The organism is Lacibacter sp., from assembly GCF_057361365.1.
Map to the genome: position 1 here is coordinate 385,190 of NZ_JBMQSG010000011.1, position 26,126 is coordinate 411,315.

Below are 26,126 nucleotides of genomic sequence, written 5' to 3' on the forward strand. Positions count from 1 at the left end.
ATTTTTTCTGTTTGAATCTTCGTGAAGAAATATTAGCCAAACATTCAAGGGAACAAACAAATAAGATTATCGCATGGATCGGCGCCTCGCAAAAACGTTTTGATGAATTGGTGAAATTATTTTTGCATGATGAGTATCGTGTGGTGCAACGGGCCGCATGGCCTATCGGCATTATTGGTCAGACACATCCGCTGTTATTGAAAAAACATTTACCCACATTCGTGTCATTATTACGAAAGCCTGGCTTGCACAATGCTGTTCGCCGAAACATTACACGATTGCTGCAATACATTTCAATTCCCGAAAAATTAAAAGGCGATGTAATGGACGCCTGTTTTTCTTTTATTTGCGATGTGCAGGAAAAGGCAGCCGTAAAAGCATTTTCTTTAAGCATACTGGAAAACCTGGCACAAGAATACCCAGAGATATTGCCTGAAATAATAACAGTTATTGAAGAACGGTGGGATTATGAAACAGCTGCGTTTCATTCAAGGGCGAGAAAAATTTTGAAGAAAAGCAGAAAGTAAAATGCTCGGCCTGCTATCAACAAAAAAATAGTCATTCTCTTTCATCAAAAAAAGAATGACTATTTCATAAAGCAAATCGCCCTGTTTAATCTCTATATGAATTTATATAAGCAGTTAAATCATCTTTATAAGCTGTGCTGGTAAATAAATCGTTTAACTGAGTATAATTCGAGCGGTCGACCGTATTGCGATATGCTTTTTTGGCTAATTGCAACCTGTTCGATTCACTACTGATTAACAGCAACAGTCCTCTCACCTGGCTGCTGGTAAAATAATAAGATGTGTTATTAAATGTATTTGTCAGCAATGTAATTTTTGAAAAAGGCAAAAATTGAGAGCTGATGTTACGATGCAACGTTGCATAATCAGCATCTGACATAGCGACTCCAGCATTTGTTGTTGATGAGCCACCATTGTTTATATAAGCTGCAAGTTCATCACGACTGTTTTGCGAATACAATAAGTTAGAAACAGATGTGAAATTAATAGGATCAACCACAGTTCTATAAGATGCTTTTGCCAATTGCAACCTGCTTGTCTCTGAACTGATCAATTGCAACAACTGCACTACCTGGCTTGATGTAAAATAATTTCCGCTGTTGTTAAAAGCATTATTTATAGAAGTTACTTGTGTTGAAACAGATGATTGATTCCTGATTGTTTGATACAAGTTGCTGAACGAACTATTTGACATTGCTGTACCAGTGGTTGTTGTTGTGGAAACAGCTCCATCGCCGTCATAATAATCTACATAGTTTTCGAGTTCCGTCCTATTAGCCTGCACGTTAAACAAACCATACACAGGACTGAAATTATCCGGATCCGAAACTGTACGGAAAGATAATTTAGCCAAAGGAAGTCTGTCGGCCTCCAGGCGTATTTGTTGCAACAATTGCACAACTTGTATAGATGTAAAATAAGTGTTGGGCGTACTAAATACTGAATTCAAGTAGGTATTCCTGCTTTGATTACTGGTTTGTGCTTTCAGATTCCTAAGAACAGTATTGAATTGTGCAACATTGTTACCGCTACCAACTTTTCGTTTTTCTATTAGTTCAAGACTACCATCTGCATTCACATTGATATACATATCAAAATTCCGGCGCAGGTTAAACTCAGTTGTCATGTTTTCAACCATGCGGTTATTGCCTGTTACAGTAAAAGTGAGAGTATGTCTCCCTGCTTCAAGATTTGTAATGGGAGATGTTTTATAAACCGTACTTGTGCTGGTATTAGTTAGAAAAGTTTTTACATCGCCGTCAATAGCAACCTGAAGATTCCGGTTTCCATTTACAGTGATATACACTGCTCCTATTCTTTGCGACTGATTGTTTTGTGCCTGTATGCTGCCAATTAACATAACGCATGACAGCAGTAAGAAAATATTTTTCATAAATTAAAGGTGTTTGTTCAATGAGACGATGGGAATATCGTGCCAATCATTTATGTAGAATAAATGATTGTTTAGCAAGAACTAACCCAATGAAAGCATTCATTTCCTGGTATTAGCCCCGTCAATCATCTTTTACTATTTACACCGATGATTTATTACCCTTACTGCTTTTCATTTGTTGGAATATTAAAAAAACAAATCAGGAAAACGATTACCCACCCATTAATATAACTGCGGCCATTTGAGCAAGAGAATGAACGGCATCAATATGTTTTTGTTCGGGGCCTCTCTTTTCACGAAAATAGGTACCAAATGTGCCTAATACTTTCCCTTTGTCTGACATAATAGGAACGCTCCATGCACTTTCGAAGCCAAGCGCAAGTGGCAAATGACGTAGCTCGGCCCATTTATCATCATGCAAAAAATCGGTGGTGATTACCATTGTACCAGTGGCGGCTGCGGCGGCGCAAGTACCAACTGCCGGCGATGGTCTTAATCCATCAATGGCATTTAGATAATCACTGGGAAGACCTGGCGAAGCTCCATTGCGAAGTAAACCTTCTTTATCAAGTATAAGAATAGAAGAAACACAGTTATTGCCAATGGCCTTCTGGGCGGCAAAAACAAGATGTGTGAGAATTTTGTGGTTAGCAACGCCCCCTTTCAACATCGCTTCAGCGTCGTTTACGGTGGTTTCAATTAAGGTGTTTAGCATCTGGCAAAAATAGGGAAAATCAAAAAAACGGCCTTGGGGCCGGCCCAGGTTCTGTTCAATGCGTCACTTATCGTTTTAGTTTAACTTCAGTTCCCACCCTAAGTGTATTGTGCACTTCAGCAATTTTATCAACGTATGCAATCAGTTCATTAATTACTTCATCTTCTAAATCGGCATTTATATTCACATCATATGTAATGTTCCTGCCAGGTTCACCTTCTGCACCAAACTCACCTAATACATTTACCTCCACCGAATTTATTTTCAAATTTCTCTTTGCGGCTTCCCGATATACATCATTGCAAAAACACGTGGCAAGCGCTAAAAACAACAGTTCACCACCATTTACGGATGAACCCATTCCCGCTGTTTTGGGCGGAATGGCCACTTGTCTGGATACATCATTAGTAGTAACAAACACTTCGTGTAGATGTGCCGCATTGCGAACTGAGGCTGAAATGTGCATGGGTGTAAATTATCTGTTAACTGTCAATATACCGCTGCCAAATTTCTCTACGCATAGGCTAGGCGCAGTTTTTCTTTCATTATTCGTGAAAAGGGTATTTCTATTTTATATGTAACAAAGGCAGCTATGCCGATAATTATTGGCAAATCTATTAGGACGGCAGTTACCCAAAAATTTGCACCAAGCTCCTGGTAAAAAAAAGGAATGATGAACTTAAGTGAGATGTACTGATGGACTAAATACAACGCATATGATATTTTACCTAAAAAAAGGGTTACGTCGTTTACAATAAATTTCAATTTATTGTTTACAAAAAGTATAAAGAGGAGAAAATAAATAGAAAGCACAAGATTGTATTCGGCCTGGCCGATGTATACATGTGAATGACCAGCGTAAGGAAAAAGTAAAATTTGACTTAATAAACAAAAAAAGACAATCGAGTAATTGGCAAGGAGTTTTTTTTTGATGGAATAAATTTTATAAAAAACGGTCCCAACAAAAAAGAGCGGTAAAAATTGGAACAAAGGTATTCCTCCGATAATTAGTTTGACCAATTTGATATCCCCCAATAAATTAGAGACTGCGACTATAATACAGCAGAGAAATATGCCAATAAAGTTCAAATGATTTAGTAGTTTCAACCGGAAAAGAATAAGCATCGAGATATAAAAAAGCATCTCAATTATCATTGTCCAATATGGGCCATCCAGATTTGATATTCTTAAATAAAATTGAAACATCGTCAAATTGCCAAGATATCGAATTAGATCAGTGGCAACGAAAGTACTATTATAAATCGCATGAATACTAACTAGAAGAAAGGTGAAAGTCACAATCGCCCAATAAGTCGGGTATAATCTGCTAACCCTGTTAATTACAAAATCAGATGCTCGTGATAAACGCTGTAAACTCATTGATATTACAAATCCGCTGATGATGAAGAAAAGGTCAACACCGGTAGTTCCGAGTTTGAAAAATTGATTATATTCTGGCCTCCCCATTGTAAAATGGAAGAACACAACCAGCAACGCAGCAGCACCTCGTAATGCATCTAACTCCTTAAACCGTTCTTTATTATACGTCGTCATAAGGTCTAAATTTGCTTCTTTGAACGCAACATTACGAAATTACCAAAGCCAACCTGTAAACAAAAACAAGTGGCAAGCGCTAAAAACACCAATTCACCACCATTTACGGATGAACCCATTCCCGTTGTTTTGGGCGGAATGGCCACTTGTTTGGATACATCATTAGTAGTAACAAACACTTCGTGTAATTGTGCCGCATTGCGAACTGAAGCTGAAATGTGCATAGTTTTAAATTATCTTATAGACATCAATATACATAACAGTTGAAAACGAAGATGATTTGAAATATGAAAACAATTTATCTTACGGCTTTAAATCAACAAGCCTTTGATCGATTTTTCTAACATCCACCTGCACAGCATTCCTCCGCCACAAAACGGAACCTTGTTTGGTTCTGCAGCAGATTTTGATGCACTGCCCGAAACGCATAAAGCTCAGATCATTTTTCTTGATAAAAATGCAGAAAAGTTTCTCCTTGAATTTGTCGACAATGCCCGATTAATCTCGGATGGTGGCTGGGCACCTTTCTCAACAGGAATTTTTAAAACAGTGGAACAGTATGAACATGCAGTTGATCTGCAGGAAAATATTCCCCTACTGAAAAAATGGCTATATAGCAGGGGTATTCCCTTCAGCCATTATGTATTTGTACTGGGCGATAGAGAAACCTTATACATGACATGGAAAATGCTGATCAAATATGCATTCGATATTTTTATTATCGGCGACGCAATGATATTTGATCCATCTTGCAACTGGTGTGTGTTTAACTACCATGAAGGACAGTTGCACTTTGCAAAGGATAACATTTATGATCCCTCAGGCATGGAACTTTACCTGCAGGAATTAAATGAACGAAAGAAAAAGTACCCGCAATTCAAACATCCTTATTTGTAAAGCGGGTAACTTCTACCAAAAGTCCTTAGCCATTACTGTTTTGCCACCAGCTTTATTTTCTCAATACCATCAGCTGTGCACTTAAGTGTAACATAACCGTTGGCATCTTCTAAAATTGCCTGGTAAGCAACAGCATCGTGTGCTTTTATTTCAATAGCCTGGAGCAGGCTGTAAGCGGTGTATTCTTTTTGAATCATCTTACATAAGGCTTCGGGCAAATGGGCCATATCACAAACGGTGATGGCATAATTCATTTTACCTTTTGGCGTAAAACTGGCGCTGGCCTTTCGACCATCATTTAAAAAAGAAACCCAGTAATGATCTGCACCTGCGGCCCATTGCAGATTTGTAGCGTTAGGAAATAAAGCCGCAAACCTGGCTTCGATTTTGGGATTGGCCGCCGGCACAGCAGAGCTAACAATATCGGTAGTAGAAGGAATGTTGTTTTTTACAAACGCAGCGTCGGCTGACGAATTGATTGTTGACTGTTGGGCATTTGTAGTGTTGGTTACTATTGCAGCAAAAACGAGGGAGGCCGCAACGATCCTGGTAAATTGTTTCATTTGCGTGTGTTTGGTTTGTGAAGAATACAGGTGATTTCTGATGGCATAAAACTACATTCCCCACATGCCGGGAGGCTATAAGGATCGGTTCAAAGACTATCAATTTTGCGTCAACTCAGCCCTGAAACATAGGCTGTTGGCGTAATTCCGTACTGTTCCTTAAAACACTGGCTGAAATAAGAAGGACTGCTGAACCCCACCCGGTATGCAGCACTGGCAATGTCGAGCCCTGAAGAAATAAGTTGCGATGCCTGTTGCAAACGGTACTGTTTAATGAGATCGTTGGGTGAAATATCGAGTAGAGATTTTAATTTCCGGTTGAGTGTGCTGCGGCTCATGGCCATGGCCTTACACAAATAGTCGACACCCAGATCAGCATCATCAAGCCTGGCATCCATTGCTTCATAAAGAGAGACCAAAAACGGATCAGTAATTTCGCGTAATTGTTCTTTTGGAGCGGAACTGATCAACTGCGCCTGTAACCATACTCTTTGCTTTTGCTGCATTTGCAAAATGTTAGCAGTCCGCAATTCAAGCTCCTGCAGGTGAAAAGGTTTGGTAATGTAGTCATCGGCACCGGTACCCAATCCTTTTAAGCGGGCTTCATGAGCAGCTTTTGAAGTGAGCAGTATAAAACCAATATGAGAAGTACGGTTATCGGCTTTGCAATTACGACAAAGATCAAAACCATCCTGCCCCGGCATCATTACATCGCTGATAATAATATCCGGAAGTTCCTTCAGTATCATTTCCCATGCCTTCAATCCATCGGCAGCTTCTATTACACGGTAACTGCTGCTCATCGCTTCCACTAAAAACGCTCGTAACTCATCATTATCTTCAGCTACCAGCAACAAGGGCAGTTCTTGTCCGTTGGCAGCACCAGGCATTTCAATATTCATTACGTCAGCTGCAACATGTGCTTCTTTCATCAGCATTCGTTGCATGGGAATTGAAACGGTGAAACAAGTTTCTATTCCCGGCTCACTTCGTAACTCAATAGTACCACCCATGAGCTCGATCAATTCTTTTACCAATGACAAACCGATACCTGTGCCGCTATACGTTCGTACAGACGAATCATCGACCTGGTAAAACCGATCGAATATTTTTTGTTGCTGATCAGCAGGGATGCCAGAACCGTTGTCTGTCACCTGCAGATGTATAAGATTATTTTCAACAGAAAGCAAAACAGAAACTTCACCGTTTGCAGGAGTAAATTTTAAGGCATTGCTCAAAAGGTTTGTTACAACTTTATTCCATTTCTCTTCATCAAACAAATAAAACCCTTCTACAGCATTGGATGAAAAAGTGAGTGTGATGTTTTTTTCTTTAGCTGCTTCTTCAAATGACTGAACACACTCACTGGTAAACAACGTAAGATCACCCGTAGATAATTTTAATTTGAGTTGCCCGTCATTTAGTTTTGAGAAATCAAGAAATTCATTGATGAGCCGCAACAACTGCCTTGAGTTTCGTTGTGCCGTTTTTACACTGCTGATGGCTGCTGGGGAAAGGGACTGATCAAGTTCTAACTTTTCTAAGGGTGTAATGATGAGAGTGAGTGGTGTACGGAACTCGTGTGTGATATTGCTGAAGAATCGGTCTTTTAATTCATCCACTTCTTTTAAACGAAGTGCTTCTCTTTTTTCAAATGCCAGGTTTTGTTCGGCTTTTAACTTTCCTTCCCTGAAATTGAAATACCATTTCACTAAAGCAAGCACCAACAATGTATAAACAAGATAAGCCCACCATGTAGCCCAAAACGGCGGATGAATTTTAATGCCTATTTCTTTTATCGTATCACTCCACACTCCACTATGATCTGATGCATTGATACGAAACGTATAATTGCCAGGCCGTAACGATGCATAGGAAGCAACATTTGATGTGCCGTTTTCAATCCAATCATGATCCGCTCCTTTCAACTGGTAACGGTATTTTATTTTTTGCGGCTGATTGTATAATAATGCTGCAAATTCAAAACGCAGGTTATTTTTATTGTAGGGCAAGTCAATTTGGGATAGGATATTCAATGGTTCCTTTACGAAGCCGTTAGCAATATTAAAATCCTGCAGTTGATTGTTTATCTGCAGACCTGTTAGCATAACCGGCACGTTTATTTTTTTATTATCACTGTTAAAATCGGCAGGATTAAAAACAGTGAAACCATCTAAACCTCCAAATGCCAGTCGTCCATCAGCAAACATAAATTTGTGTGATCGGTTGAATTCATTTCCCGGCAGGCCATCTTTTTTTTCAAAAGCTGTTACCTGCCCTGTTGTTTGATTAAATCGGAAAATGCCTTTGTTGGTACTGCACCATATATTGCCAGCTTTGTCGGGCAATATGCAATAGATCGTGTTATTGGGCAAACCATCTTCTTCGGTGTAAATTTTCTGCAATCCTTTCTGTAGATCCCATAGTATTAAACCGCCGCCACGTGAACCTATCCAGAACTTTGTTGCATCAACCGGGTCGGCACAAAACTCAGTAAGACTCTCGGGCATTACTCCGTTCTTTAATGGACCTGAAAACCTGTTTACTTTTTTGGATGGAGTATATTGTAACAAACCATGTTTATAAGTTGCCATCCACACAGAACCCCCAAAATATTTTGCATCATTCACTTCCACCAGGCTCGATATCTCTGCATCAATCAATAATTTTTCAGGGTCTGCAGAATTTGATTTCCAAAAATACCAATCGGGTCGCTGCTGACTAAGCACCCACAAGGCACCGTCCGGCATGCTGATCAACGCTGAATTATCATACTGCACAGGGAAATGTAAAACAGCATGAATGCTTGCAGGAGCAAGTTGAAAAATACTACCAGCATCTAACCATCCAGAGTAAATAAAATGATTGTTCTTTTTATCAAAGGTTTGCCTGAAGTAATAGGAGGCTTCTCCTTTTATCTTTTCGTTTAGCGGCATCGTCAACTTTACTCCGGCATATTGCAGAATATCAGCAATAAAATTCATACGATACTTATACGACTCAAATGGTGCTGATTGCAGATCGATCTTTAATAATCCCTGCGCATTAATGCTCACCCACAACACATCTGAGCGATCAATAAAAAAAGCGCTGATACGTAACGCAGGGTTAATTGTATTTTCCCAAAGCATTTTCATGTCACCACTTTCCGTGATCCTGAAAATACGTCCGCCATTTTCAAAATAAACCCTTCCTTTGGTATCAACCTGCAACTCGCAATTCACAGAAACGAACGGTGCTTTCAAATTTGCAGGAGGCGTAATAAACCGACTTGTTTTTTCTTTAAGTTCTAACAGGATGATCTTATCATCCTGCGCAACAATTAAACGATCATTTTTCAAACAGGCAATGGAGAACCGTTCACTTAACTCCGATGACAACAATACTTCCTTTTTTACATGTGTTGTAAACCGGTGCCATTGAAATTTACTGCGAGTAGTGTCGCTTACATGCACGCCATCTCTACTGATCACATACAACTGACCTTCATTCGATTCAACAACAGCATTGATGGTATCCTGTTGCAATAAACCATTTGCTTTGTTAGCATAATACAGCTTTCCTGTTTTACTATTGAGCCAACCCATTCCTTTGTTGTTGCTCAGGATAAAAAGCCAATTATCGGTAGTATAACTTACGTGATAAGGTTGCCAGCGTGCAAATGGAATTTTGTTCAGCAGCTCCGCAACTTTATTTCGTTTTGCTTTGAAGGTGCGCAGGTTAAAATCATCGGCTTCGTTTGTACCATAATGTACTGTAATGATATTGTTCCTAAACCTTCCAATATTGTTGATGACATTTGCAAAAAGACCATTCGTGTCTTTGGGATTGTAACGGATATTTTTAAATCCACGTCCATCGTAACGGGAAAGCCCATCCATTGTTGAGAGCCATATAAAACCATCTTCGTCCTGTATAATACCGCTTATGAAATTTTGTGGCAAACCATCCTCTACCGTAAACAATTGCTGATTAGTAAACAGCCGGTGTTGTGCAACCAGGCTTGTTGCAATAGTTAGCAAAAATAGCAGCACGCAAAATCGTACAACAGGTATCATCACTGATGATGAATAGCTTTTTGGGTGAAGGTGAATATAAGTTGTGGAAGTTAGCCATTAAAAGTTGAAAATAAAATCGTCGGGCAGCTATCACTTGTCCACTATATAGTTCAGTTCCGTTACACCGCAGGTAAGTTGATGTGTGTTCAGCAGCTTCAATTTTATGTGCTCTTTTATGTTTGTAAATAACGGAATACCTTGCCCAAGAATAATTGGATTAACAAACAACCAGTACCCATCAATCAAGTTTTGTTGAATAAGCGAATGAGTGGCTGTGGGGCTGCCAAAGAGCAAAATGTCTTCACCCTCACCCTGCTTTATGTCATTTATTTTTTCAGAAAGATGATCATTGATAATCGTGGTATTGTTCAAACCTTCCTCCGGCATTGTTCTTGACAATACAACTTTATGCACTTGGCTATACCACTTCGAATGTTCAATATCGTGTCTGGTTGCGGTGGGCGAATCGGCTGCAGTTGGCCAGTAGCCCTCCATCATTTCAAAAGTTACACGTCCGTATAATGCAGTATCGCCGCCACTGATGCGTTTGCCCACATGAGCAAAAAGTTCTTCGTCTACTTTTATCCAATCCATTTCACCATTGTGGCCTGCTACAAATCCATCGAGGGATATGTGCATGAAGGAAATTATTTTTCGCATGAGGTTGTTGATTGATTGAGGTTTTGCTATTACTGAGAGAACGGTTGGCTTTTAATTTATTTGGTATCTAATAATTGGTATGAATTTGATGAACTACTATTGTCAATTAACTTTACAAGACTTCCATTAGTTAAATTTAACGCATATATAGAAGCCTTAAAATTTCCTGACATAGATTGAAAAATTATTTTTTTACCGTCATTACTAAGCAATGCAGAATTCAGTCCTGCCATAGGATATTCGCCCGCCGGCAACAAAGGAATACTAATTTTTGTTAAGTTAGTTCCATCATTATTAATTAAAAAATAGTCCCCTGCGTTAACGTAAATCGGATGACTGCCAGAAGAATCTGTTTTAGTCCCAATCTGTAATTGAACTGACTTAGAGATAAGTGTCTTATCAGGTGAAAAGCCCGTAACATCTGTCGTTTGAGCATCAGCGGTCTTCTGACAACTCATCTGAAAAACAATGATTGATGCAGAAAATGCTGTTAATACAATTGTGCTTAATAATAGTTTTCTCATTTGGTTTAGTTTGGGTTTATATTGAGTTTAAATAAAGAATACTCCACGCACTTTTCAGTGCTATTATAGGCAACATCGTCCAAATTTCAAAACGTGTAAACACGGCGTTTATTACCGTTTATTGCACTTCTTTATTGTCTGTACGCCTTATTTTTTATAACTGTGTCCAAACATGCAATAACTGTTTTCATGAAACCTTAACTGTGCTTAAATAAGAAATTATTCTTTACAATGTTACGTGAGTTGCCTTATGCATAAGCAAATGCTTAATCGGTTGAAAAAAAAGATATTAAACAATATGAAGAAGGTTAGTTTAAGCAAACAGCCCACACAATAAACGTCAAATAATTTCATGAGCTGAACGTCTTCGGACCTGAATAAAAGACGGGGTCACAACACCTTGCGCTCATTCACGCTTACTTCCGATCCTTCGGCCACAAAAACAGAATCGGGTTGCATATCATTCATGAAGGCGAAATCACTACCATAGAGTTGTTCAAAATCTATTTTGTAAGAAAATCCTTTTACAGAATAAATATTCCAGCGGGGATGCTCTACCTGGTATTCTGCTGTACGAAAAGCCGATAACGCAGTGTAGCCCCAATGATGTTCAAAAATATATTCTTCCTTGCTGCCTTTGATCATCGGCTGTGTTTGAATGGTTGTTTCAACTTTCAATTCATGCTCAAGTTCTTTGCCCCATTCAAATTGCAGGTAACGTTGTTTGGTTTGTTCAACTTTACTTTTTATAGGTGAATAGGCGTACTTCTCCTGGTAAATTAGTTTCGCCACCCAGGCGATTATTGGTTTTGGCACCAGCTCTTTGATAAACACCACGCCACGTTTTATACCATTACCTGATTTATAACGAACATAAAACCGCAGGTTGATCTCCTCAAAATCTTTATGAAAAGGAATACCTACGCCTTTGATTTTGGTATCCATAAAATGAAAAGCCACAAAACTGATATAACATTTGCCATCAAACGCATCGAGCTCCACTCCATTTGGCAAATAAGTTTTTAACACATGCTCAGGCACCACAAAATTCATCATCACGAGGTTTTGCCATTTAGCAGTAAGAAATGCACTCATTCAAATTGTTTTAGTATACCACGTAAAAGATCGCTCCCCGTTTCAATCTCCCTTCCTCTTTTAATTCTTAGGTTCTTCACGATAAAATTCTTTAAAAATCAAACGCAAACTCTGGTCGTACGTAAAATAGTTATACAACCAGTTGCTGAAAACAAAGAACCTGTTCTTTACACCAAGGATCAACATAAGATGCAAACCCATCCAGATAAGCCACGCAAAAAAACCACCAAAATGTAAACGAGGCTTTGGCACATCAACAACAGCAAGGTTGCGACCAACTGTAGCCATTGCACCTTTGTCTTTGTACCGGAAAGGTTCTGCAATTTTTCCTTGTCGCAGATTCTGCAAATTTGTTGCCAGTAATGTTGCCTGCTGTATGGCAACAGGTGCAACTTGTGGATGACCATTGGGAAAATGCTCTTCTTCCATGTAAGCAATATCACCGATGGCAAATACATTGTTGAAACCCTGCACAAAATTAAACTCATCCACTTTAATGCGGTTGCCTCTTGCTACGAGTGAAGGGTCAATACCCAAAGGAATATTTCCTTTGATGCCTGCCGCCCATATTACCAGCGTTGATGGAATGGTTGTACCATCCTTTAATGTTACATTTTTGCCATCGTAATCCTGCAACAATGAATTGGTCATAACCGTAACACCTAAGCGCTTCAAATAATTCAAACTCTCTGCACTACTCTTTTCGCTCATAGCAGCAAGTGTTTTGCCAGTACCTTCCAACAGGTAAATATTCATCATGTTGAAATCGAGTTCAGGATAATCCTTTGGCAGCACATATTTTTTCATTTCGGCAATAGCGCCACTTAACTCAACACCTGTTGGGCCACCACCTACCACCACCACATTCATGAGTCGTTGCAATTCTTCTTTATTATCGGCATGCAACGCATCTTCAAAATTGTGAATTAGTTTGTGCCGCAGTTGCAATGCTTCCACTGTCGACTTCATAGGAAATGCATGTTCTTCCAGGTTTTTATTACCAAAGAAATTGGTAGAAGCACCGGTGGCGATCACGAGGTAATCGTATGTGTAAGTGTCTTCATTGGTGATCACCTGTTTTGACGATGTATCAATACGTTCAACTTCTGCCATGCGGATACGTACGTTCTTACTTTTTTGAAATGCTTTACGTAAAGGGAATGAAATGTTGGAAGCATCAAGGCCAGCTGTTGCCACCTGGTAAAACAAAGGTTGAAACTGGTGATAGTTAAACCGATCAATGAGTGTAATGTCGATTCCCTGTTTATTGCTGAGTAAACGTGCCAATCGTAAACCGCCAAAGCCTGCGCCAAGTATGATGAGTTTCATGTTAAGTTAATTGGTTGATGTCTCAAAGTTACGATGTTTTCAGTATTTTTTGAAAATATCGGAACAATTTAAAAAGTGCACAAAAAAGCCCTGCAATAACAGGGCCTTATTTATGAAAACACAATTAATCTTAATAAACCATCCTTACTTTAATGGTTTCTTTTACCTCTTTCAGCAGTTCAACAGCCTTCTTTGAAAGTTTGCTATCAACATCTAATACCACGTAACCGATCTGGTCGTTGGTTTTTAAATACTGACCCAGAATGTTGATATTATGCTTGCTCAGCTGTGTATTGATCTGGCTCAACACACCCGGCACATTTCTATGAATATGCAGAATACGGTGAGTGCCTTCCTGTACCGGTAATGCCAATTCAGGCACAGTATGTGAACCAATGGTGGTTCCGCCTTCCAGGTATTTCACCAGCTTGTTACTTACATCTTCACCAATATTTTCCTGTGCTTCTTCAGTGCTTCCTCCAATATGTGGAGTGAGAATAACATTGGGCAAATCCTGCAACGGTGTTTGAAAACGATCGCCATTTTTTTCAGGTTCCCACGGAAACACATCAATTGCTGCACCAGACAAATGCTTATCCAGTAAAGCCTGGCGTAATGCTTCCAGATCAACCACTTCTCCCCTTGCATAGTTGAGAAGGATTGCTCCTTTTTTGAATTGCTTCAGTGCAGCTTTATTAATGAGATTTTTTGTTTGATTTGTTTCAGGTACATGCAGTGAAACAATATCTGATTTGTTCAACACATCTTTCAACTGTTTGTATTGAACAGCATTACCCAAAGGCAATTTTGTTACAACATCATAATAAATCACTTTCATACCAAGCGATTCTGCTAATACACTTACCTGGCTGCCAATGTTGCCGTAACCAATAATACCTAATGTTTTACCACGCAATTCATAACTGCCTTTTGCTTCTTTATTCCATATACCTTCATGCGCCGCTTTGTTTTTATCGATGATGCGGCGAATGAGCACAATACTTAACCCAATCACCAATTCGGCCACACTACGTGTATTGCTGTAAGGTGCATTCATCACCACCACTCCTCTTGTTGTGGCAGCTTTCAAATTCACCTGGTTAACGCCAATACAAAAACAGCCAATGGCCTGTAATTTTTTAGCAGCCTCCAACACTTTTTCAGTGATCTGTGTTTTGGATCGGATACCAAGCAAATGCACATCTTTTATTTCTTTAATCAATTCTTCTTCACTTAATGCACCGCTGAGTTTTTTAACACTTGCATAACCGCTGTCTTTTATATTTTGCACAGCTGCTTCGCTGATATTTTCAAGCAATAAAATATTGATCTTGTCTTTGGGATAACTGGTCGTATTTTTTTCTGCCATGATCGTATGAGTGATTTGCTTATTTTGCAGCGCAAAGATAGTCCACCAAAGAGCAATAGAATCGGGTTGATTGGATTTTTTCTAAACGGGCTGTCAATAACTCAATTACCAAACTGAATTGATCGAATTATAAAGCATGATATTGATTAGAAAACGAACGTTCTTTTATATGGCTTCTGCGCTGTTGTTAACGGGTTGTGGAGCCTCCTCTTCAAAAAAACATAGAGAAACAACTGCAAACATCATCACTGCAGTCAACACACTTTCAAAAGCGGAAGCAGACAGATGCCGACGTATTGCCGAAGATTTTTATGACTCATCATTAAAGCGCACCGGTTTTAATGGTGCAATGTTGGTGGCAAAAAAAGGCCAGATTGTTTTTGAACAGTACAATGGCTTTGCACATTTGAAGGGCAAAGATTCTATTACAGCCAATACTCCATTTCATATTGCTTCTACCAGCAAAACATTTACTGCGATGGCTGTGTTGAAACTGGCAGAAGAAGGCAGGCTCAACATCAACGATTCATTGCAGAAATTTTTCCCGGGCTTTCCTTATGAAGGTATGACGGTGAAAACATTGCTGAGTCAACGTAGTGGCTTACCTAATTATGCTTACTATCTGGAAAAAGTGCAATGGGATAAAAATATAAAAGTGACGAATGAAGATGTCTTGCAAACATTAATTGTACATAAGCCCGATTTGCAGAATGCAGTTAACAGGCGTTTCAACTATTCAAATACAAACTTTGTATTGCTCGCTCTGGTAATTGAACGTGTATCGGGTAAATCATATGGAGATTATTTGCAGGAAGTTTTTTTTACGCCGCTGCAAATGACCAGTACAAAAGTATTTAGTCGTAACGATTCTGCTACTGTTACACCTTCGTACATGTGGAATGGTGTAGAGGAAGCATTCACTTATCTTGATGTTACGTATGGTGATAAGAACATTTACAGCACCGTAAAGGATTTGTTGAAATGGGACCAGGCATTGTATGGCAACAAACTGTTTAAACAGTCAACACTTGATTCGGCATTTCAACCTTACAGTTTTGAAAAACCCGGAATTCATAATTATGGTTTGGGTTGGAGAATGTACACGTTGGCCAACAACAACAAGATCATTTATCACAATGGTTGGTGGCACGGCAATAACTCAACATTCTATCGTGTGGTCCCCGATTCGCTCACCATCATTATACTTGGAAATAAATTCAACCGCAATATCTATAGAGTGAAACCATTGATTGAGGCACTCACACCGCTGAAGTTCAGTTACGATGATGAATAAATAACTACTCAGGAAATGAATGCTTCCTGTTGGGTAATAAATTTTCCCTGCTCCATTCAATGGTTTGAATAAATGGATGCTTACGTACTTTACAAGCCGTTAACGGGCAATGCGAACAACTGCTACTCACGCATGGATCAGTATGAATAAAAAACTCTATGCTTCCTTTTTGAAAATTTGAGTTGAGTACTTTATCGAGCTTGGTAATCTCATCATGCACTTCATCAAGCGAAAAAAAGTACGGCATGGTTACATGGCAATCGACATGATAATAGTTGCCATAGCGCTGCACACGCAGGTTATGCATATCAATCCAGTTTGGCTGACGTTGCTCTTTTAATATCGCCACCAGTTCATCTACAACTTTCATATCCACCTCGTCCATCAATCCACGCACAGATTTACTCATGAGTTTGAAGCCTGTAAAAATAATAATGGCGGCAGCAACTGCTGAAGCAATCGGGTCGATCCATTTATAACCAGTAAGCATGATTAATACAATGGCCACGAGCACCCCAATGCTTGAATAGCTATCGCTTAAAATATGTTTGCCATTTCCCTGTAGTGTGAGGCTATTGTTTTCTTTTCCTTTTCTAACCAAAAAGAAACCTAATAAAAAATTTGCAGCGCCGCCTGCAAGTGTTAACCAAATACCTGTTGTTAATGCATGCAATTCGGGTGGGTTGAAAAAGAAAAGCACTGCTTGTATTAAAATACCGAAGCCTGCAATGAGAATCATGGCGCCTTCAAAGCCAATAGAAAAAAACTCAATCTTACCATGACCATAAGGATGTTCTCTATCCCTTGGTTTATTGGAGAGATAAATACTATACCATGCAAACGCCGCTGCCACAACATTAATGATCGATTCTAATGCATCAGATAAAATCACCAACGAACCTGTAATAAACCAGGCAATAAATTTTACAGCGCAGATAAATGTGCTGATGATGAAAGAGAGACGGATGTAGAAGAGATCACTGCGTTTCAAAATGCTTCTTTAAGTAACAGCAAGATATAAAAAAACAAAACTGCATTACTGCAGTTTTGTTTTTCTCATGTTGATTGAATAAACCGGACTACTTTATTTTTATTTGATCAGGAAAAACGAGATATAAGGTTTCCTACTTGTACTTGTTTGACCCGAATAACCCATGGCAAAAGCGGTATAACTCCGTCCATTTGTTGTTGTGGATGCACTCGAATAAGTGGCTAATGCGGTTGTGGAGGCTGCAGCCCCTGCTGGCCTGATTGCCCACGTTAAAGCGGTTGCAGGAACGGCCAATGTAAAATAATCACTGATGCCCTTATACGGAATGTTTGTTGCTACTACTGTTGTTCCATAATACAAGTCAATTGCCGCAACATTTGGCATCAGGTTAATTATTCGAAACTTCGCATATCCTGAATCCGGACTTACCCTGGTATCGGGAGTAAGTATTGACTGTGTGCTGGTGGAAGTATCGGTAATATGTAAGGTATTATAATCACCTGCTTTAACATTAATATCTGTTGAATAGAGAACCACAGAATCAATATTTGTATTCTTTTGCGGAATAACTACTTTAAAACTTAATGGCCCTGGTTTAACCGCTAAATAATCAGGTGTTGAACCACCATTGGTATTATAACCGCCACCCGGAAAAGGCGTTCGAGCTGTAATTAAATTGCTTACTCTTACACCATTTATAGTTAATTGAACGCTTGGGTTGGCGTTATATGCCGAGGCAAAATTAATTTTCAAAAAAGACTGGCTGTTGTCCACGAGTTCAAAATCGCCATACTTTATTTCATTTTTAGTACAGCCAAGCAGAACAAACAAAGCCAGTAATGATATGATTGATATTTTTTTCATGTTTAAGAATTTAAAATAAAAGATCATGGCAGGCTGAACCACATTTCCTTTGTATGGTAATCCGGATCAAGACCACCCCATTTTTGCAACTCAGTTCTGTTCCAGATGTATTCAGAGTTATAACGTGGCCTTACCCGATAAGCGTACTTATTGTTATTCGTTGTATAAAATTCCGAAGTGCTTAATTGATAAAATGTTTTAAATATTGCGGGGTCGTAATGATACTTACGGAGATCACTCCATTGTTCCAATCCCGCCCAGCCCCACTGAGCTATATACTTCTGTTGCATGATATCGGCAATCGTTAAATCCAAAGGCGTTTGGGCTACTTCAGAACTTGCCAGGTAATCACTTTTCTGCGCATTAGTTATTGCTGTTGCACCACCATTCAAACCATATAAATTAATGAATTGGATATGCCCCTCAATTCCTTTTAAATATGCAGCATGTGCACCAGCCTTAATTCCTTTAATAAACAGTGCTTCTGCTTTTGCAAATTGTAATTGAGAATAAGTCATAAGAGGAAATCTTGCCTTATCTGCGAAAATGTATTTGCTTGGGAAGGGAGCTGCTACAGAACCTAACACGTGCGGTATACGTTTGGTTGAATTAGGATCACCATAAGTTGGAATCATGCCTCTGTAGACAGAATCAGTAGGATTGTAATTGATCATTCTCGTAAGACGAGGATCAATAGAAGTTTTTGGATTTGTTGCCGGCGTTCCCCTCACACCACCTGTAAGAAGCGAGACAATGGGTTGCATGAGACGACCATAAGCAGTACTGGTGATCAGTGCCGGATTCACGCCCCATCCGCTTGATTCAGCCGCATTGCTTGCATTAAAATATACTGTTGCATCTTCAGTTGCATCAGCAAAAGAGAGATCAACATATTTTACAACACTATCAGCGTACGTGGTTGCAAAATTGGGTTTGTTAATCAGGTGGCTGTACTGTTGGGCTAATAATCCGTATACAAACTTTTTCCATTTTGCACGATTGCCACCATAAACCAGGTCACCTGAAGGTCCAGCTAATACAGCTGTATAATCGCCGTCATCTGTTTTATCAAGATATTGTAAAGCCTTTGCAGCCCATTCTCTCACTCTTTCATAAACTTCTGGCTGATCCTGGTAATGAAATGTCAATTTCGATTTATCAAATGCCTCATCTAAAATAACCGGACCATGATAATCGGTAGTTATCTGGTAGGCCCATGCTTTAATTGCATATCCAATGCCGGCAAAAGACCATTTACCGTTTTCTTCGCCATCTTTAATCATTAGTTCGAGGTTAGGCCCAAGATTTACATAAGTCATTCGCCATATTGAACCGCCAAAATCACTGGCCGGAGTGTAACCATGTTTTTCCCACTCCACATCGGCAGCCTGGTTGCCCCAATATTGTACATACTTAAACAATCCCCTGTAATCATTTTGCAGATTATTTGCCATCTGAAAAGTAATAGGAGCAATAAGTGCTTCCCCCTTTCCGATCTGTGGATTTGCAGGGTCTGTATTAATATCCAGCCACTTTTTACAACCGGCAGTGGCAAGTAACAGGCTTAGTAAAAAAACTATTTGAATTCGTTTCATTGTTCAGATTTTTAACGTTAGAGTTTTAAGCGTAATCCAAAATTGAAGCCTAATGGTCGGCCCATGTTACCAAGATCAATACCATAACCACCCATGCCACCTAAGCTTGGATTATTACCATTACTATCTGGATCTATTCCGGAATAATTAGTAATCAGGAATACATCTGTAGCAGTTAAGAAAACACTTAATCCTCTAATCACTTTAGTATGATTCAAGAGTTTCTCATTGAAGTTGTATTGAAGACTAATGTCTCTCAAACGAAGTGCGTTGATATCTTTTTCTACAAACATTTCAGGTGCTACGCCATTTGTTGTGGATGAGTAGTAGGATGAATTATAGTAAGGAGTTACCACCATCGTATTTACGGTGGGTGTAGCTGTGTTTTCCAAACCATCTCTTACAACACCTTTTATGACACGTGGCACTTCCCTATCAAGCGTTTTAACACTTAGGCCAGTTGTATAAAGCGTGTACTCGGTAGCGTTATACACATCTCCTCCAACACGTAAATCGAAGAGAAATGACAAGTTAAAGTTTTTGTATGTCAAATTGTTCGAGAAACCAAGTAGGAAATTAGGGGTGCGGTCACCAATTAAAAAGAAGTCGTTGGAATTTGTGAGCAAAGGCAAACCGTTTAATTGGTTAATGATGACGTCACCGTTCTTATTTCTATCGAATTTCCATCCACCCATGGCACCAGTGCTTGAACCTGGGAATACGGCGCTTCTTACACCGTTTTGCAGCCATGTATCAGAATCATATAACTCTGGCAGTTCTTCAGCAATACTTTTTACAGTACCACGATTGCGAGTAAAGTTCAGGATCATGTCCCAATTGAAATTCTTACTACGCACTGGTGTTCCTGTTACCTGGAGCTCAACGCCACGATTCACAACTTCGCCTCCGTTCATTAAACGTAAAACAAAGCCGCTACCATAACTAAGTCGTGGAAGAATGATCTGATCATAGCTATGCAAATTGTAAAAAGTAAAATCGAAACCTAACCTGTCTTTCAAAAATTTCATCTCTAAACCAGCTTCGAAGTTTCTTGTGTACTCTGGTTTTAATTTGTCGTTTCCACCATTTGCAAGGTCGTAGTTAAAACCGCCGCCAGTAGATGTTACGGGCACAAGCCTTGACAATGTTCCATAATATGCTCTGGGTTCTTTACCTGTATATGCCAGTGATGATCTCAACTTACCAGAGCTTAGCCAGTTAATATCTTTAAACATAGACAGATCGGTAAAGTTGAAAGCCAGACTTGCCGAAGGATAAAAGAAATAAGGATTGTTTGGCATTAAACGGGAAGATGCATCCATCCTTCCTGTTAATGTTAAGTACAGGTACGTTTCATAACCCAACACCGCCTGACCAAAAGCACCAAATCCTCTAAACCTGTTAATTGAAAGTTTGTTTCTCTGAGTAGTAGTAAGCGTATTATTTATGCTGTAAAAATTAGGATCATAAAACTTCTCGCCTAGTTGCGCATTTGTCGTGTAATTGTTATCTGTGAAATTGTATCCAAGAATATAAGTGTTATTGAAACGATTAAACTTATGTATGGCAGTAGCCACAAAAGAACCGTTATAAATACGAGCTACCTGGTTATAAGTTGATATTCGTCCACCGGTTGGGGTGCTGCTCGATCCTGAGCCTTTAAACGATTGGGTATGATACACTGTTACGCCGTTTGTAGAAGAGATATCTGCCGCAATGGTACCGTTTAATGTAAGCCATTTAAGAGGCTTAAATGTTAGGGTAGTATTTGACAGCATCCGTTGTGTTTTATCTTCATTAAGATTTTTGTTTACATCCCACAATGGATTATCGGGTTCATTGTAAATGTCACTGTTAGTGAGTTTACGGTTACCGAAGGCATCCTGGTAAACACTTACATCAAAGCGGGAAGGGAAACTCAAAAGGCCCATCAAATATCCACTTGTACCCTTGTTTGCTTTTTTGTTATATGAATTAACGTAGTTAAAGGTGGTAGACAAATTGAGCTTCGGCGAAATTGTAGCTGTAGCTGAAATTCTTGATGATAAACGGGTGAACCTAGTTGTGGGAATTGTTCCTTTATTATCTGAATATTCATTGGACCAACGATAGGTAAATCCGTTTGCACCACCTTCAAAAACCAGATTATGTTTTTGTGCGAAACCCGGTTGAAAGAAATTATGAATGTTATCATAGATCTTCTGCCCACTTGCATACTTCGGTCCAAAATAAGTTCGAACGCTCGTGTTAGGAATGCCTGCGCCAGTTCCCTGGCTGTATACCTGTTGCACTTCAGGAAAGTTGATCTGTTTTTCGTAACGAAACGAGTTTGTATATGAAATAGTGCCCCGTCCTGCCTTTCCTTTTTTTGTTGTAATTACAATGGCGCCGCTGGCACCAAGATTGCCATAAAGTGCTGTTGCTTCCGGCCCTTTCAAAATGGTATAGGTTTCAATATCGGCGGGGTTGATATCTATTCCCCTGTTGGAATAATCCTGATCTCTGCTTGTGCCCAGGGTACCTGTAGCAACAAGTGTACTTTGGCTGAATACTGAGTTATCAATAGGCAAACCGTCAATAACAATTAATGGTGAGTTGTCACCACTAAGCGAAACAAATCCACGAAGAACAATTTGTGAAGAAGCTCCCGGATCACCTGAAGTTGCATTTACAGAAAGCCCAGGAACCCTTCCAGCTAAGCCCTGAAGAAAATTTTCCCGTTGCGTATTTGACACTTCATCTCCAGAAACTTTTGGTGTTGAATAACCAAGACTTTTTTTGTTCCTGTTGATGCCGTAAGCTGTTACAACAACTTCGCCCAACGCATTTGCAGTTGATTTCAATTTAATTGTTATCGTTGTGGAGCTGCCAATTCTAACACTCTGCTCTTCGTATCCCACAAAACTTACAACCAACGTTGCTCCTTGCTCCGCATTAATAGAGAAATTACCGGCAGCAGTAGTTACTGCAGTTTTGTTAGTGCCTTTTACCGTAATAGTTGCGCCTGGCAAAGGGGTGTTATCTTCTGATAGAACGGTTCCTGTAATTGTTTTTTCTTGTGCCAGCACCAGAAAAGGCAACCAGGAAAAGAAAAGCAAAAGCCTTTCCTTGAACTTCAAGATTTTTCTCATGATCTAAGTTTATTTTGGTTGTTTAATGAATACAATTTTATAAAACGGTAACGCCTGCATCACGGTAAGGTTTTAAATTCTTATCATCTGCATCCAGTTCTGTAATGAGATAGTTAACCTTATCTAAACCGCAAATACGTAACGATTGACTGCTATTTAGTTTTTCGGATATTGTGAGACAAACAAGTTTGCCCGAAGCCTGGATCATCTCCCTCTTCAGGTTGGCTACTTCCCAATCATTTTCTGTAACACCATGCGTTGCATCCATTGCATTAATGCCCATGAAACAGATATCAGCATTTACTTGTTTTATTTTACTAATGGCTTCTGACCCACAAGTGATCTTTGAATCTTTCAGAATTTTATCGCCAATCATCACCACATCAATTGAAGGGTGTTTCAAATACTCATTTACCGCCGGTATACTTCCTGTAATAAACGTTGCCTTTAACGGGTGCGGTAACACTTTTGCCATTTCAACAATTGTTGTACCACCACTGGTTAAAACAAACATTCCATTCTTCACCAGTTTCACTGCCTTCTCAGCAATGATGCGTTTCTTTTCCGGAGAATATAAATGATCAGTTGAAAATTGGACTTCATTAAACGAAAGCGATAAGGCACCACCATGAACTTTAATTAACTTCTCTGCTGCTGAAAGCTCCTGCAGATCTCTGCGAATCGTATCCTCCGACACATTTATGCTTTGACATAGGTCGTTCGACAAAACCTTGTTATGCAGGTTTAGCTGATGCATGATAAAGGCATGTCGTTCTTTTTTAAGCAATCGGTTTGGTTTTTGGCGTGAATAAATGTACTAAATAGCTGCAAAAAACCGCACAAACTCTCAACAACTTGCAGGAATGTGGAAAACTTTGCGAACAAGCGTCAGCCTGCACAAAACAAAAAGCCCCGGAAAGTTCCGGGGTTCCGCATTATTTATTCAATACCTTAATTAAAGAACACCGCATTACACAACATCAGCTTTCCGTTTTCCCAAAAATTGCGGAACATAATATTATCAGTGAGATAAACCACTGACCCACGTCCGATATTCTGTGCACCGAACAACAATCCATCTTTCAAACGGTCTTTAAGTTTAGAGCCTACAAAACCGGCAAGCTGACCATCTTTCTTGATCACTCCCACGTTCCAGCCATTGTTATTAAAGAAGTCGAAAATGTTATCATCCATCTTCAATGTATAATAGTAATTGGGATAACCAAAGGCCAACGGATGTGTGTTATCAAGCTCTACTTTATAAATAGAGCCTGGCGTAATGTTACGCACATAGTCACGCTCACGGTTTTCGAAAGAACGTAATGGATCGTAAGGATCTTTGCTTGAAGCTTCATCTGTCTTCTTCGATTTCAATCCCCAATCCAATCTTGTAAATGCTGCGGCCGCTCCTTCAAGAGCAATGAGCTTACCACCCTTGCTCACCCAATCTTTCAATTGATCAGTTGAAGTTTTATCACCCATGAAACGATAATTACCATCAGGCATGATGATCACATCAGTTTGTTGCCAGTTAATCCTGCTAATATCATTTGCGTACACCAATGAAAGTGGATACTGAAGTTGTTTGTCGAAGAAATGCCAGATCTCACCTGCTGCATTACCTCCTACACCTTCACCTGTAAGCAACACAACATTTTTGAATTTGAATGGCGACACAAGATCACTTCCCAAATCACCACCTGCATCAACAAAGCCTGTAGCTATAGGATATGTTTTTACGTTTGCAGCATTCGCTGCATCCGCAACATGCTTCCACAAATTTGTTCCGAAAGATTGGTTACTTGTTTTCATTACGATGATGGCTCCACGATCGAATTTTTGTCCACCAGTTTCAAAAGGCACTTCACTATAGCGAAGTGTAATTCCTTTTTCAAGCAGATCAGCAACTACTTTTGCGCTTTGCAAACTCTCCCACTTAATAACATAGGCATATGCATCGGCTGAAGAATTATTTACCTGCGCAGGTTTTTGATAGGCACTTGTGTTGATACGCTCTTTTGAAGCGAAGGCTTGTAATCCATAAGCGTACGGCAAACTCCAGGCAGTGATATCATACGTTGCAGAATCGCTGAGTTTTGATTTTGGTTCAAACAATGCCTGCACCATTGCAGAGCGTGGCTGAAAAGAGCTCACAACCAAATCGCCATTCGCTATATTAAAGCTTTCATCTTTACCTGTAAAATAATTATAGCCTTTACCTGCACCTGATGTAGAGCCATATTCAATTCCATTCTTATCGAGCAACTGTGTTAATGCTGCAATACGATCCGCATCTTTTGCACCGTTTTTAATAACGTATGTTTTGTATTCACCAAAACCATTACTTACACCTTTATTAAAATATTTGCGAAACTCTGAGATGAGTTTACCTGCATTGATTGAAGATATTTCAACAGTACTTAATCCCGTGGTGAAATGATGCGTTGCCCGATCTAATAAAGTCAACGTATCTCCTTCCTCAGTTAAAGCAGTTGCGCCACCTGCAGGACCACCACCCTGTTCATAGGTCATACCAATTGCTCCGTTATAAGTTGGATAAGTATCGCCATAAGAAGGATAAAAAAGATCGAAGCGGAGTTTGGTGAAATACAACCATCCATTCGCATCAAAATATTTCGCATGGTTACGACCAATGGTTGTTTGAAAATCACGTTGCCATTGTGTGATCACTTCATGAAAAGGTTCTGCAGCAGGTGCAAAGTAATAAGGCTCATTGATCCCTTGTTCATGGTAATCCACATGAATTTGTGGCATCCATTGATTATATAATTTTAATCGTTGCTGACTTTCCACCTGTGTTTGCCACGCCCAGTCACGGTTCAAATCAAAGTTGTAATGATTGGTTCTTCCACCGGGCCATGGATCACGGTGCTCACGGGTATCCATACGTGGATTGGCGTTTACACCTACAACCGAATTAAACCAGTTTACATAACGGTCACGACCATCAGGATTAATACATGGGTCCATCACAACCACTGTATTCTTCAACCAGTCTTTTGTTTTTGTATTCGAAGGATCAACTAATGCATATATCGTCATTAAGGCTGCTTCACTGCTCGACGTTTCATTACCATGAACATTATAACTCATCCACACAATAGCCGGTGCATTTTCATTTGGCGCCGCTTTATCTTTTGTAAGATTTGCCAGGCGTAAATTATTCACACGGATTGCTTCAAGGTTAGTCATATTTTCTTCACTCGAAATAAAAGCAACCATCAAAGGGCGACCTTCATTTGTTTGTCCATACTGTTGCAGCTTGACAGTTTTTGGAGCGTTAGCTGCCACATGCTGAAAATAACTAATCACTTTCCAGTGTGGAGTATAACGTGTGCCGATCTTATAACCAAGAAATTGTTCAGGGCTTTGCACCTGTGCCATTGTTGCTATAGAGATGCACAGTGCAAAAAACAGGGAAAGATTTTTTCTCATAATTAGAATTAAAGGTTGCAATTTAAAACAAGCAAAAACATAAAATCAGCCGCTTATCATTCAGTTCGTTGAAATTAATTCTAAGATAAGCGGACTTTAGCCGTAAAAAAT

At 39.5% G+C, this 26,126-nt stretch carries 21 protein-coding genes; 3 read left to right on the forward strand and 18 right to left on the reverse strand.

What is annotated here, in order from left to right; genetic code table 11:
- Positions 1-11: 11 nt before the first annotated feature.
- Positions 12-527 (forward strand): hypothetical protein, encoded by a 516-nt coding sequence (locus ACO1QW_RS11100; protein ID WP_486258488.1) that lies wholly within the window; start codon positions 12-14, stop codon positions 525-527.
- Positions 528-612: 85 nt separating this feature from the next.
- Here the strand turns inward: ACO1QW_RS11100 and ACO1QW_RS11105 are convergent, their stop codons facing one another.
- The 5 genes from ACO1QW_RS11105 to ACO1QW_RS11125 all read right to left on the reverse strand — a co-directional run bounded on the left by ACO1QW_RS11105 (position 613) and on the right by ACO1QW_RS11125 (position 4,413).
- The gene (locus ACO1QW_RS11105) at positions 613-1,920 is read right to left on the reverse strand and encodes a proline and serine-rich protein 1 family protein (RefSeq protein WP_486258489.1); all 1,308 of its coding nucleotides are present in this window, start codon (positions 1,918-1,920) and stop codon (positions 613-615) included.
- Positions 1,921-2,131: 211 nt separating this feature from the next.
- Positions 2,132-2,635, reverse strand: coding sequence for a GAF domain-containing protein (locus tag ACO1QW_RS11110; RefSeq protein WP_486258491.1), 504 nt, complete (start codon positions 2,633-2,635; stop codon positions 2,132-2,134).
- Between the two features lie 67 nt (positions 2,636-2,702).
- Positions 2,703-3,101: an OsmC family protein gene (locus tag ACO1QW_RS11115; protein ID WP_486258493.1), complete on the reverse strand. Its 399-nt coding sequence runs from the start codon at positions 3,099-3,101 to the stop codon at positions 2,703-2,705.
- Positions 3,102-3,148: 47 nt separating this feature from the next.
- Positions 3,149-4,189, reverse strand: coding sequence for an acyltransferase family protein (locus ACO1QW_RS11120; RefSeq protein ID WP_486258495.1), 1,041 nt, complete (start codon positions 4,187-4,189; stop codon positions 3,149-3,151).
- 5 nt (positions 4,190-4,194) lie between these two features.
- Positions 4,195-4,413 carry a hypothetical protein gene (locus ACO1QW_RS11125; RefSeq protein ID WP_486258496.1) on the reverse strand — a complete coding sequence of 73 codons (219 nt, stop codon included), beginning with the start codon at positions 4,411-4,413 and terminating at the stop codon, positions 4,195-4,197.
- Positions 4,414-4,516: 103 nt separating this feature from the next.
- Between ACO1QW_RS11125 and ACO1QW_RS11130 the strand changes: the two genes are divergently transcribed.
- Positions 4,517-5,086 (forward strand): hypothetical protein, encoded by a 570-nt coding sequence (locus tag ACO1QW_RS11130; protein WP_486258498.1) that lies wholly within the window; start codon positions 4,517-4,519, stop codon positions 5,084-5,086.
- A gap of 32 nt (positions 5,087-5,118) precedes the next feature.
- On the opposite strand, the gene ACO1QW_RS11135 is transcribed toward ACO1QW_RS11130, so the two are convergent.
- From ACO1QW_RS11135 to serA, 7 genes are all read right to left on the reverse strand, one after another.
- Positions 5,119-5,649: a hypothetical protein gene (locus tag ACO1QW_RS11135; RefSeq protein WP_486258500.1), complete on the reverse strand. Its 531-nt coding sequence runs from the start codon at positions 5,647-5,649 to the stop codon at positions 5,119-5,121.
- Positions 5,650-5,759: 110 nt separating this feature from the next.
- On the reverse strand, positions 5,760-9,707 hold the full coding sequence (locus ACO1QW_RS11140) for an ATP-binding protein (protein ID WP_486258502.1): 3,948 nt from the start codon (positions 9,705-9,707) through the stop codon (positions 5,760-5,762).
- 90 nt (positions 9,708-9,797) lie between these two features.
- Positions 9,798-10,367 carry a dihydrofolate reductase family protein gene (locus tag ACO1QW_RS11145; RefSeq protein WP_486258503.1) on the reverse strand — a complete coding sequence of 190 codons (570 nt, stop codon included), beginning with the start codon at positions 10,365-10,367 and terminating at the stop codon, positions 9,798-9,800.
- A gap of 56 nt (positions 10,368-10,423) precedes the next feature.
- Complete coding sequence (locus ACO1QW_RS11150) at positions 10,424-10,891, reverse strand: hypothetical protein (protein ID WP_486258505.1); 468 nt, start codon at positions 10,889-10,891, stop codon at positions 10,424-10,426.
- 390 nt (positions 10,892-11,281) lie between these two features.
- Entirely contained in the window at positions 11,282-11,986 is a 705-nt protein-coding gene (locus ACO1QW_RS11155) for a YqjF family protein (RefSeq protein ID WP_486258507.1), read from the reverse strand.
- A gap of 60 nt (positions 11,987-12,046) precedes the next feature.
- A complete protein-coding gene (locus ACO1QW_RS11160) occupies positions 12,047-13,315 on the reverse strand; it encodes an NAD(P)/FAD-dependent oxidoreductase (protein WP_486258509.1) in 1,269 nt (422 codons plus the stop codon).
- Positions 13,316-13,445: 130 nt separating this feature from the next.
- A complete protein-coding gene (serA, locus tag ACO1QW_RS11165; protein WP_486258510.1) occupies positions 13,446-14,684 on the reverse strand; it encodes a phosphoglycerate dehydrogenase in 1,239 nt (412 codons plus the stop codon).
- Between the two features lie 169 nt (positions 14,685-14,853).
- Between serA and ACO1QW_RS11170 the strand changes: the two genes are divergently transcribed.
- Positions 14,854-15,978 (forward strand): serine hydrolase domain-containing protein, encoded by a 1,125-nt coding sequence (locus ACO1QW_RS11170; protein WP_486258512.1) that lies wholly within the window; start codon positions 14,854-14,856, stop codon positions 15,976-15,978.
- A gap of 4 nt (positions 15,979-15,982) precedes the next feature.
- On the opposite strand, the gene ACO1QW_RS11175 is transcribed toward ACO1QW_RS11170, so the two are convergent.
- The 6 genes from ACO1QW_RS11175 to ACO1QW_RS11200 form a co-directional block, all read right to left on the reverse strand.
- Positions 15,983-16,969 carry a cation diffusion facilitator family transporter gene (locus tag ACO1QW_RS11175; RefSeq protein WP_486258513.1) on the reverse strand — a complete coding sequence of 329 codons (987 nt, stop codon included), beginning with the start codon at positions 16,967-16,969 and terminating at the stop codon, positions 15,983-15,985.
- A gap of 99 nt (positions 16,970-17,068) precedes the next feature.
- Entirely contained in the window at positions 17,069-17,833 is a 765-nt protein-coding gene (locus tag ACO1QW_RS11180; RefSeq protein WP_486258515.1) for a DUF4397 domain-containing protein, read from the reverse strand.
- A gap of 23 nt (positions 17,834-17,856) precedes the next feature.
- Positions 17,857-19,428, reverse strand: a complete 1,572-nt coding sequence (locus tag ACO1QW_RS11185; RefSeq protein WP_486258517.1) for a SusD/RagB family nutrient-binding outer membrane lipoprotein — start codon at positions 19,426-19,428, stop codon at positions 17,857-17,859.
- Positions 19,429-19,445: 17 nt separating this feature from the next.
- Positions 19,446-22,559, reverse strand: coding sequence for a SusC/RagA family TonB-linked outer membrane protein (locus ACO1QW_RS11190; protein ID WP_486258519.1), 3,114 nt, complete (start codon positions 22,557-22,559; stop codon positions 19,446-19,448).
- A gap of 37 nt (positions 22,560-22,596) precedes the next feature.
- Entirely contained in the window at positions 22,597-23,346 is a 750-nt protein-coding gene (locus ACO1QW_RS11195) for a DeoR/GlpR family DNA-binding transcription regulator (RefSeq protein ID WP_486258521.1), read from the reverse strand.
- A 164-nt stretch (positions 23,347-23,510) separates the two neighbouring features.
- A complete protein-coding gene (locus ACO1QW_RS11200) occupies positions 23,511-26,015 on the reverse strand; it encodes a M14 family metallopeptidase (RefSeq protein ID WP_486258523.1) in 2,505 nt (834 codons plus the stop codon).
- Positions 26,016-26,126: the final 111 nt, after the last annotated feature.

Excerpts from the sequence above, each read along its gene's own strand:
- ACO1QW_RS11105 (WP_486258489.1), bottom strand. The coding sequence starts at position 1,920 with ATGAAAAATATTTTCTTACTGCTGTCATGCGTTATGTTAATTGGCAGC.
- ACO1QW_RS11110 (WP_486258491.1), bottom strand. The coding sequence starts at position 2,635 with ATGCTAAACACCTTAATTGAAACCACCGTAAACGACGCTGAAGCGATG.
- ACO1QW_RS11115 (WP_486258493.1), bottom strand. The coding sequence starts at position 3,101 with ATGCACATTTCAGCCTCAGTTCGCAATGCGGCACATCTACACGAAGTG.
- ACO1QW_RS11120 (WP_486258495.1), bottom strand. The coding sequence starts at position 4,189 with ATGACGACGTATAATAAAGAACGGTTTAAGGAGTTAGATGCATTACGA.
- ACO1QW_RS11125 (WP_486258496.1), bottom strand. The coding sequence starts at position 4,413 with ATGCACATTTCAGCTTCAGTTCGCAATGCGGCACAATTACACGAAGTG.
- ACO1QW_RS11135 (WP_486258500.1), bottom strand. The coding sequence starts at position 5,649 with ATGAAACAATTTACCAGGATCGTTGCGGCCTCCCTCGTTTTTGCTGCA.
- ACO1QW_RS11140 (WP_486258502.1), bottom strand. The coding sequence starts at position 9,707 with ATGATACCTGTTGTACGATTTTGCGTGCTGCTATTTTTGCTAACTATT.
- ACO1QW_RS11145 (WP_486258503.1), bottom strand. The coding sequence starts at position 10,367 with ATGCGAAAAATAATTTCCTTCATGCACATATCCCTCGATGGATTTGTA.
- ACO1QW_RS11150 (WP_486258505.1), bottom strand. The coding sequence starts at position 10,891 with ATGAGAAAACTATTATTAAGCACAATTGTATTAACAGCATTTTCTGCA.
- ACO1QW_RS11155 (WP_486258507.1), bottom strand. The coding sequence starts at position 11,986 with ATGAGTGCATTTCTTACTGCTAAATGGCAAAACCTCGTGATGATGAAT.
- ACO1QW_RS11160 (WP_486258509.1), bottom strand. The coding sequence starts at position 13,315 with ATGAAACTCATCATACTTGGCGCAGGCTTTGGCGGTTTACGATTGGCA.
- serA (WP_486258510.1), bottom strand. The coding sequence starts at position 14,684 with ATGGCAGAAAAAAATACGACCAGTTATCCCAAAGACAAGATCAATATT.
- ACO1QW_RS11170 (WP_486258512.1), top strand. The coding sequence starts at position 14,854 with ATGGCTTCTGCGCTGTTGTTAACGGGTTGTGGAGCCTCCTCTTCAAAA.
- ACO1QW_RS11180 (WP_486258515.1), bottom strand. The coding sequence starts at position 17,833 with ATGAAAAAAATATCAATCATATCATTACTGGCTTTGTTTGTTCTGCTT.
- ACO1QW_RS11185 (WP_486258517.1), bottom strand. The coding sequence starts at position 19,428 with ATGAAACGAATTCAAATAGTTTTTTTACTAAGCCTGTTACTTGCCACT.
- ACO1QW_RS11190 (WP_486258519.1), bottom strand. The coding sequence starts at position 22,559 with ATGAGAAAAATCTTGAAGTTCAAGGAAAGGCTTTTGCTTTTCTTTTCC.
- ACO1QW_RS11200 (WP_486258523.1), bottom strand. The coding sequence starts at position 26,015 with ATGAGAAAAAATCTTTCCCTGTTTTTTGCACTGTGCATCTCTATAGCA.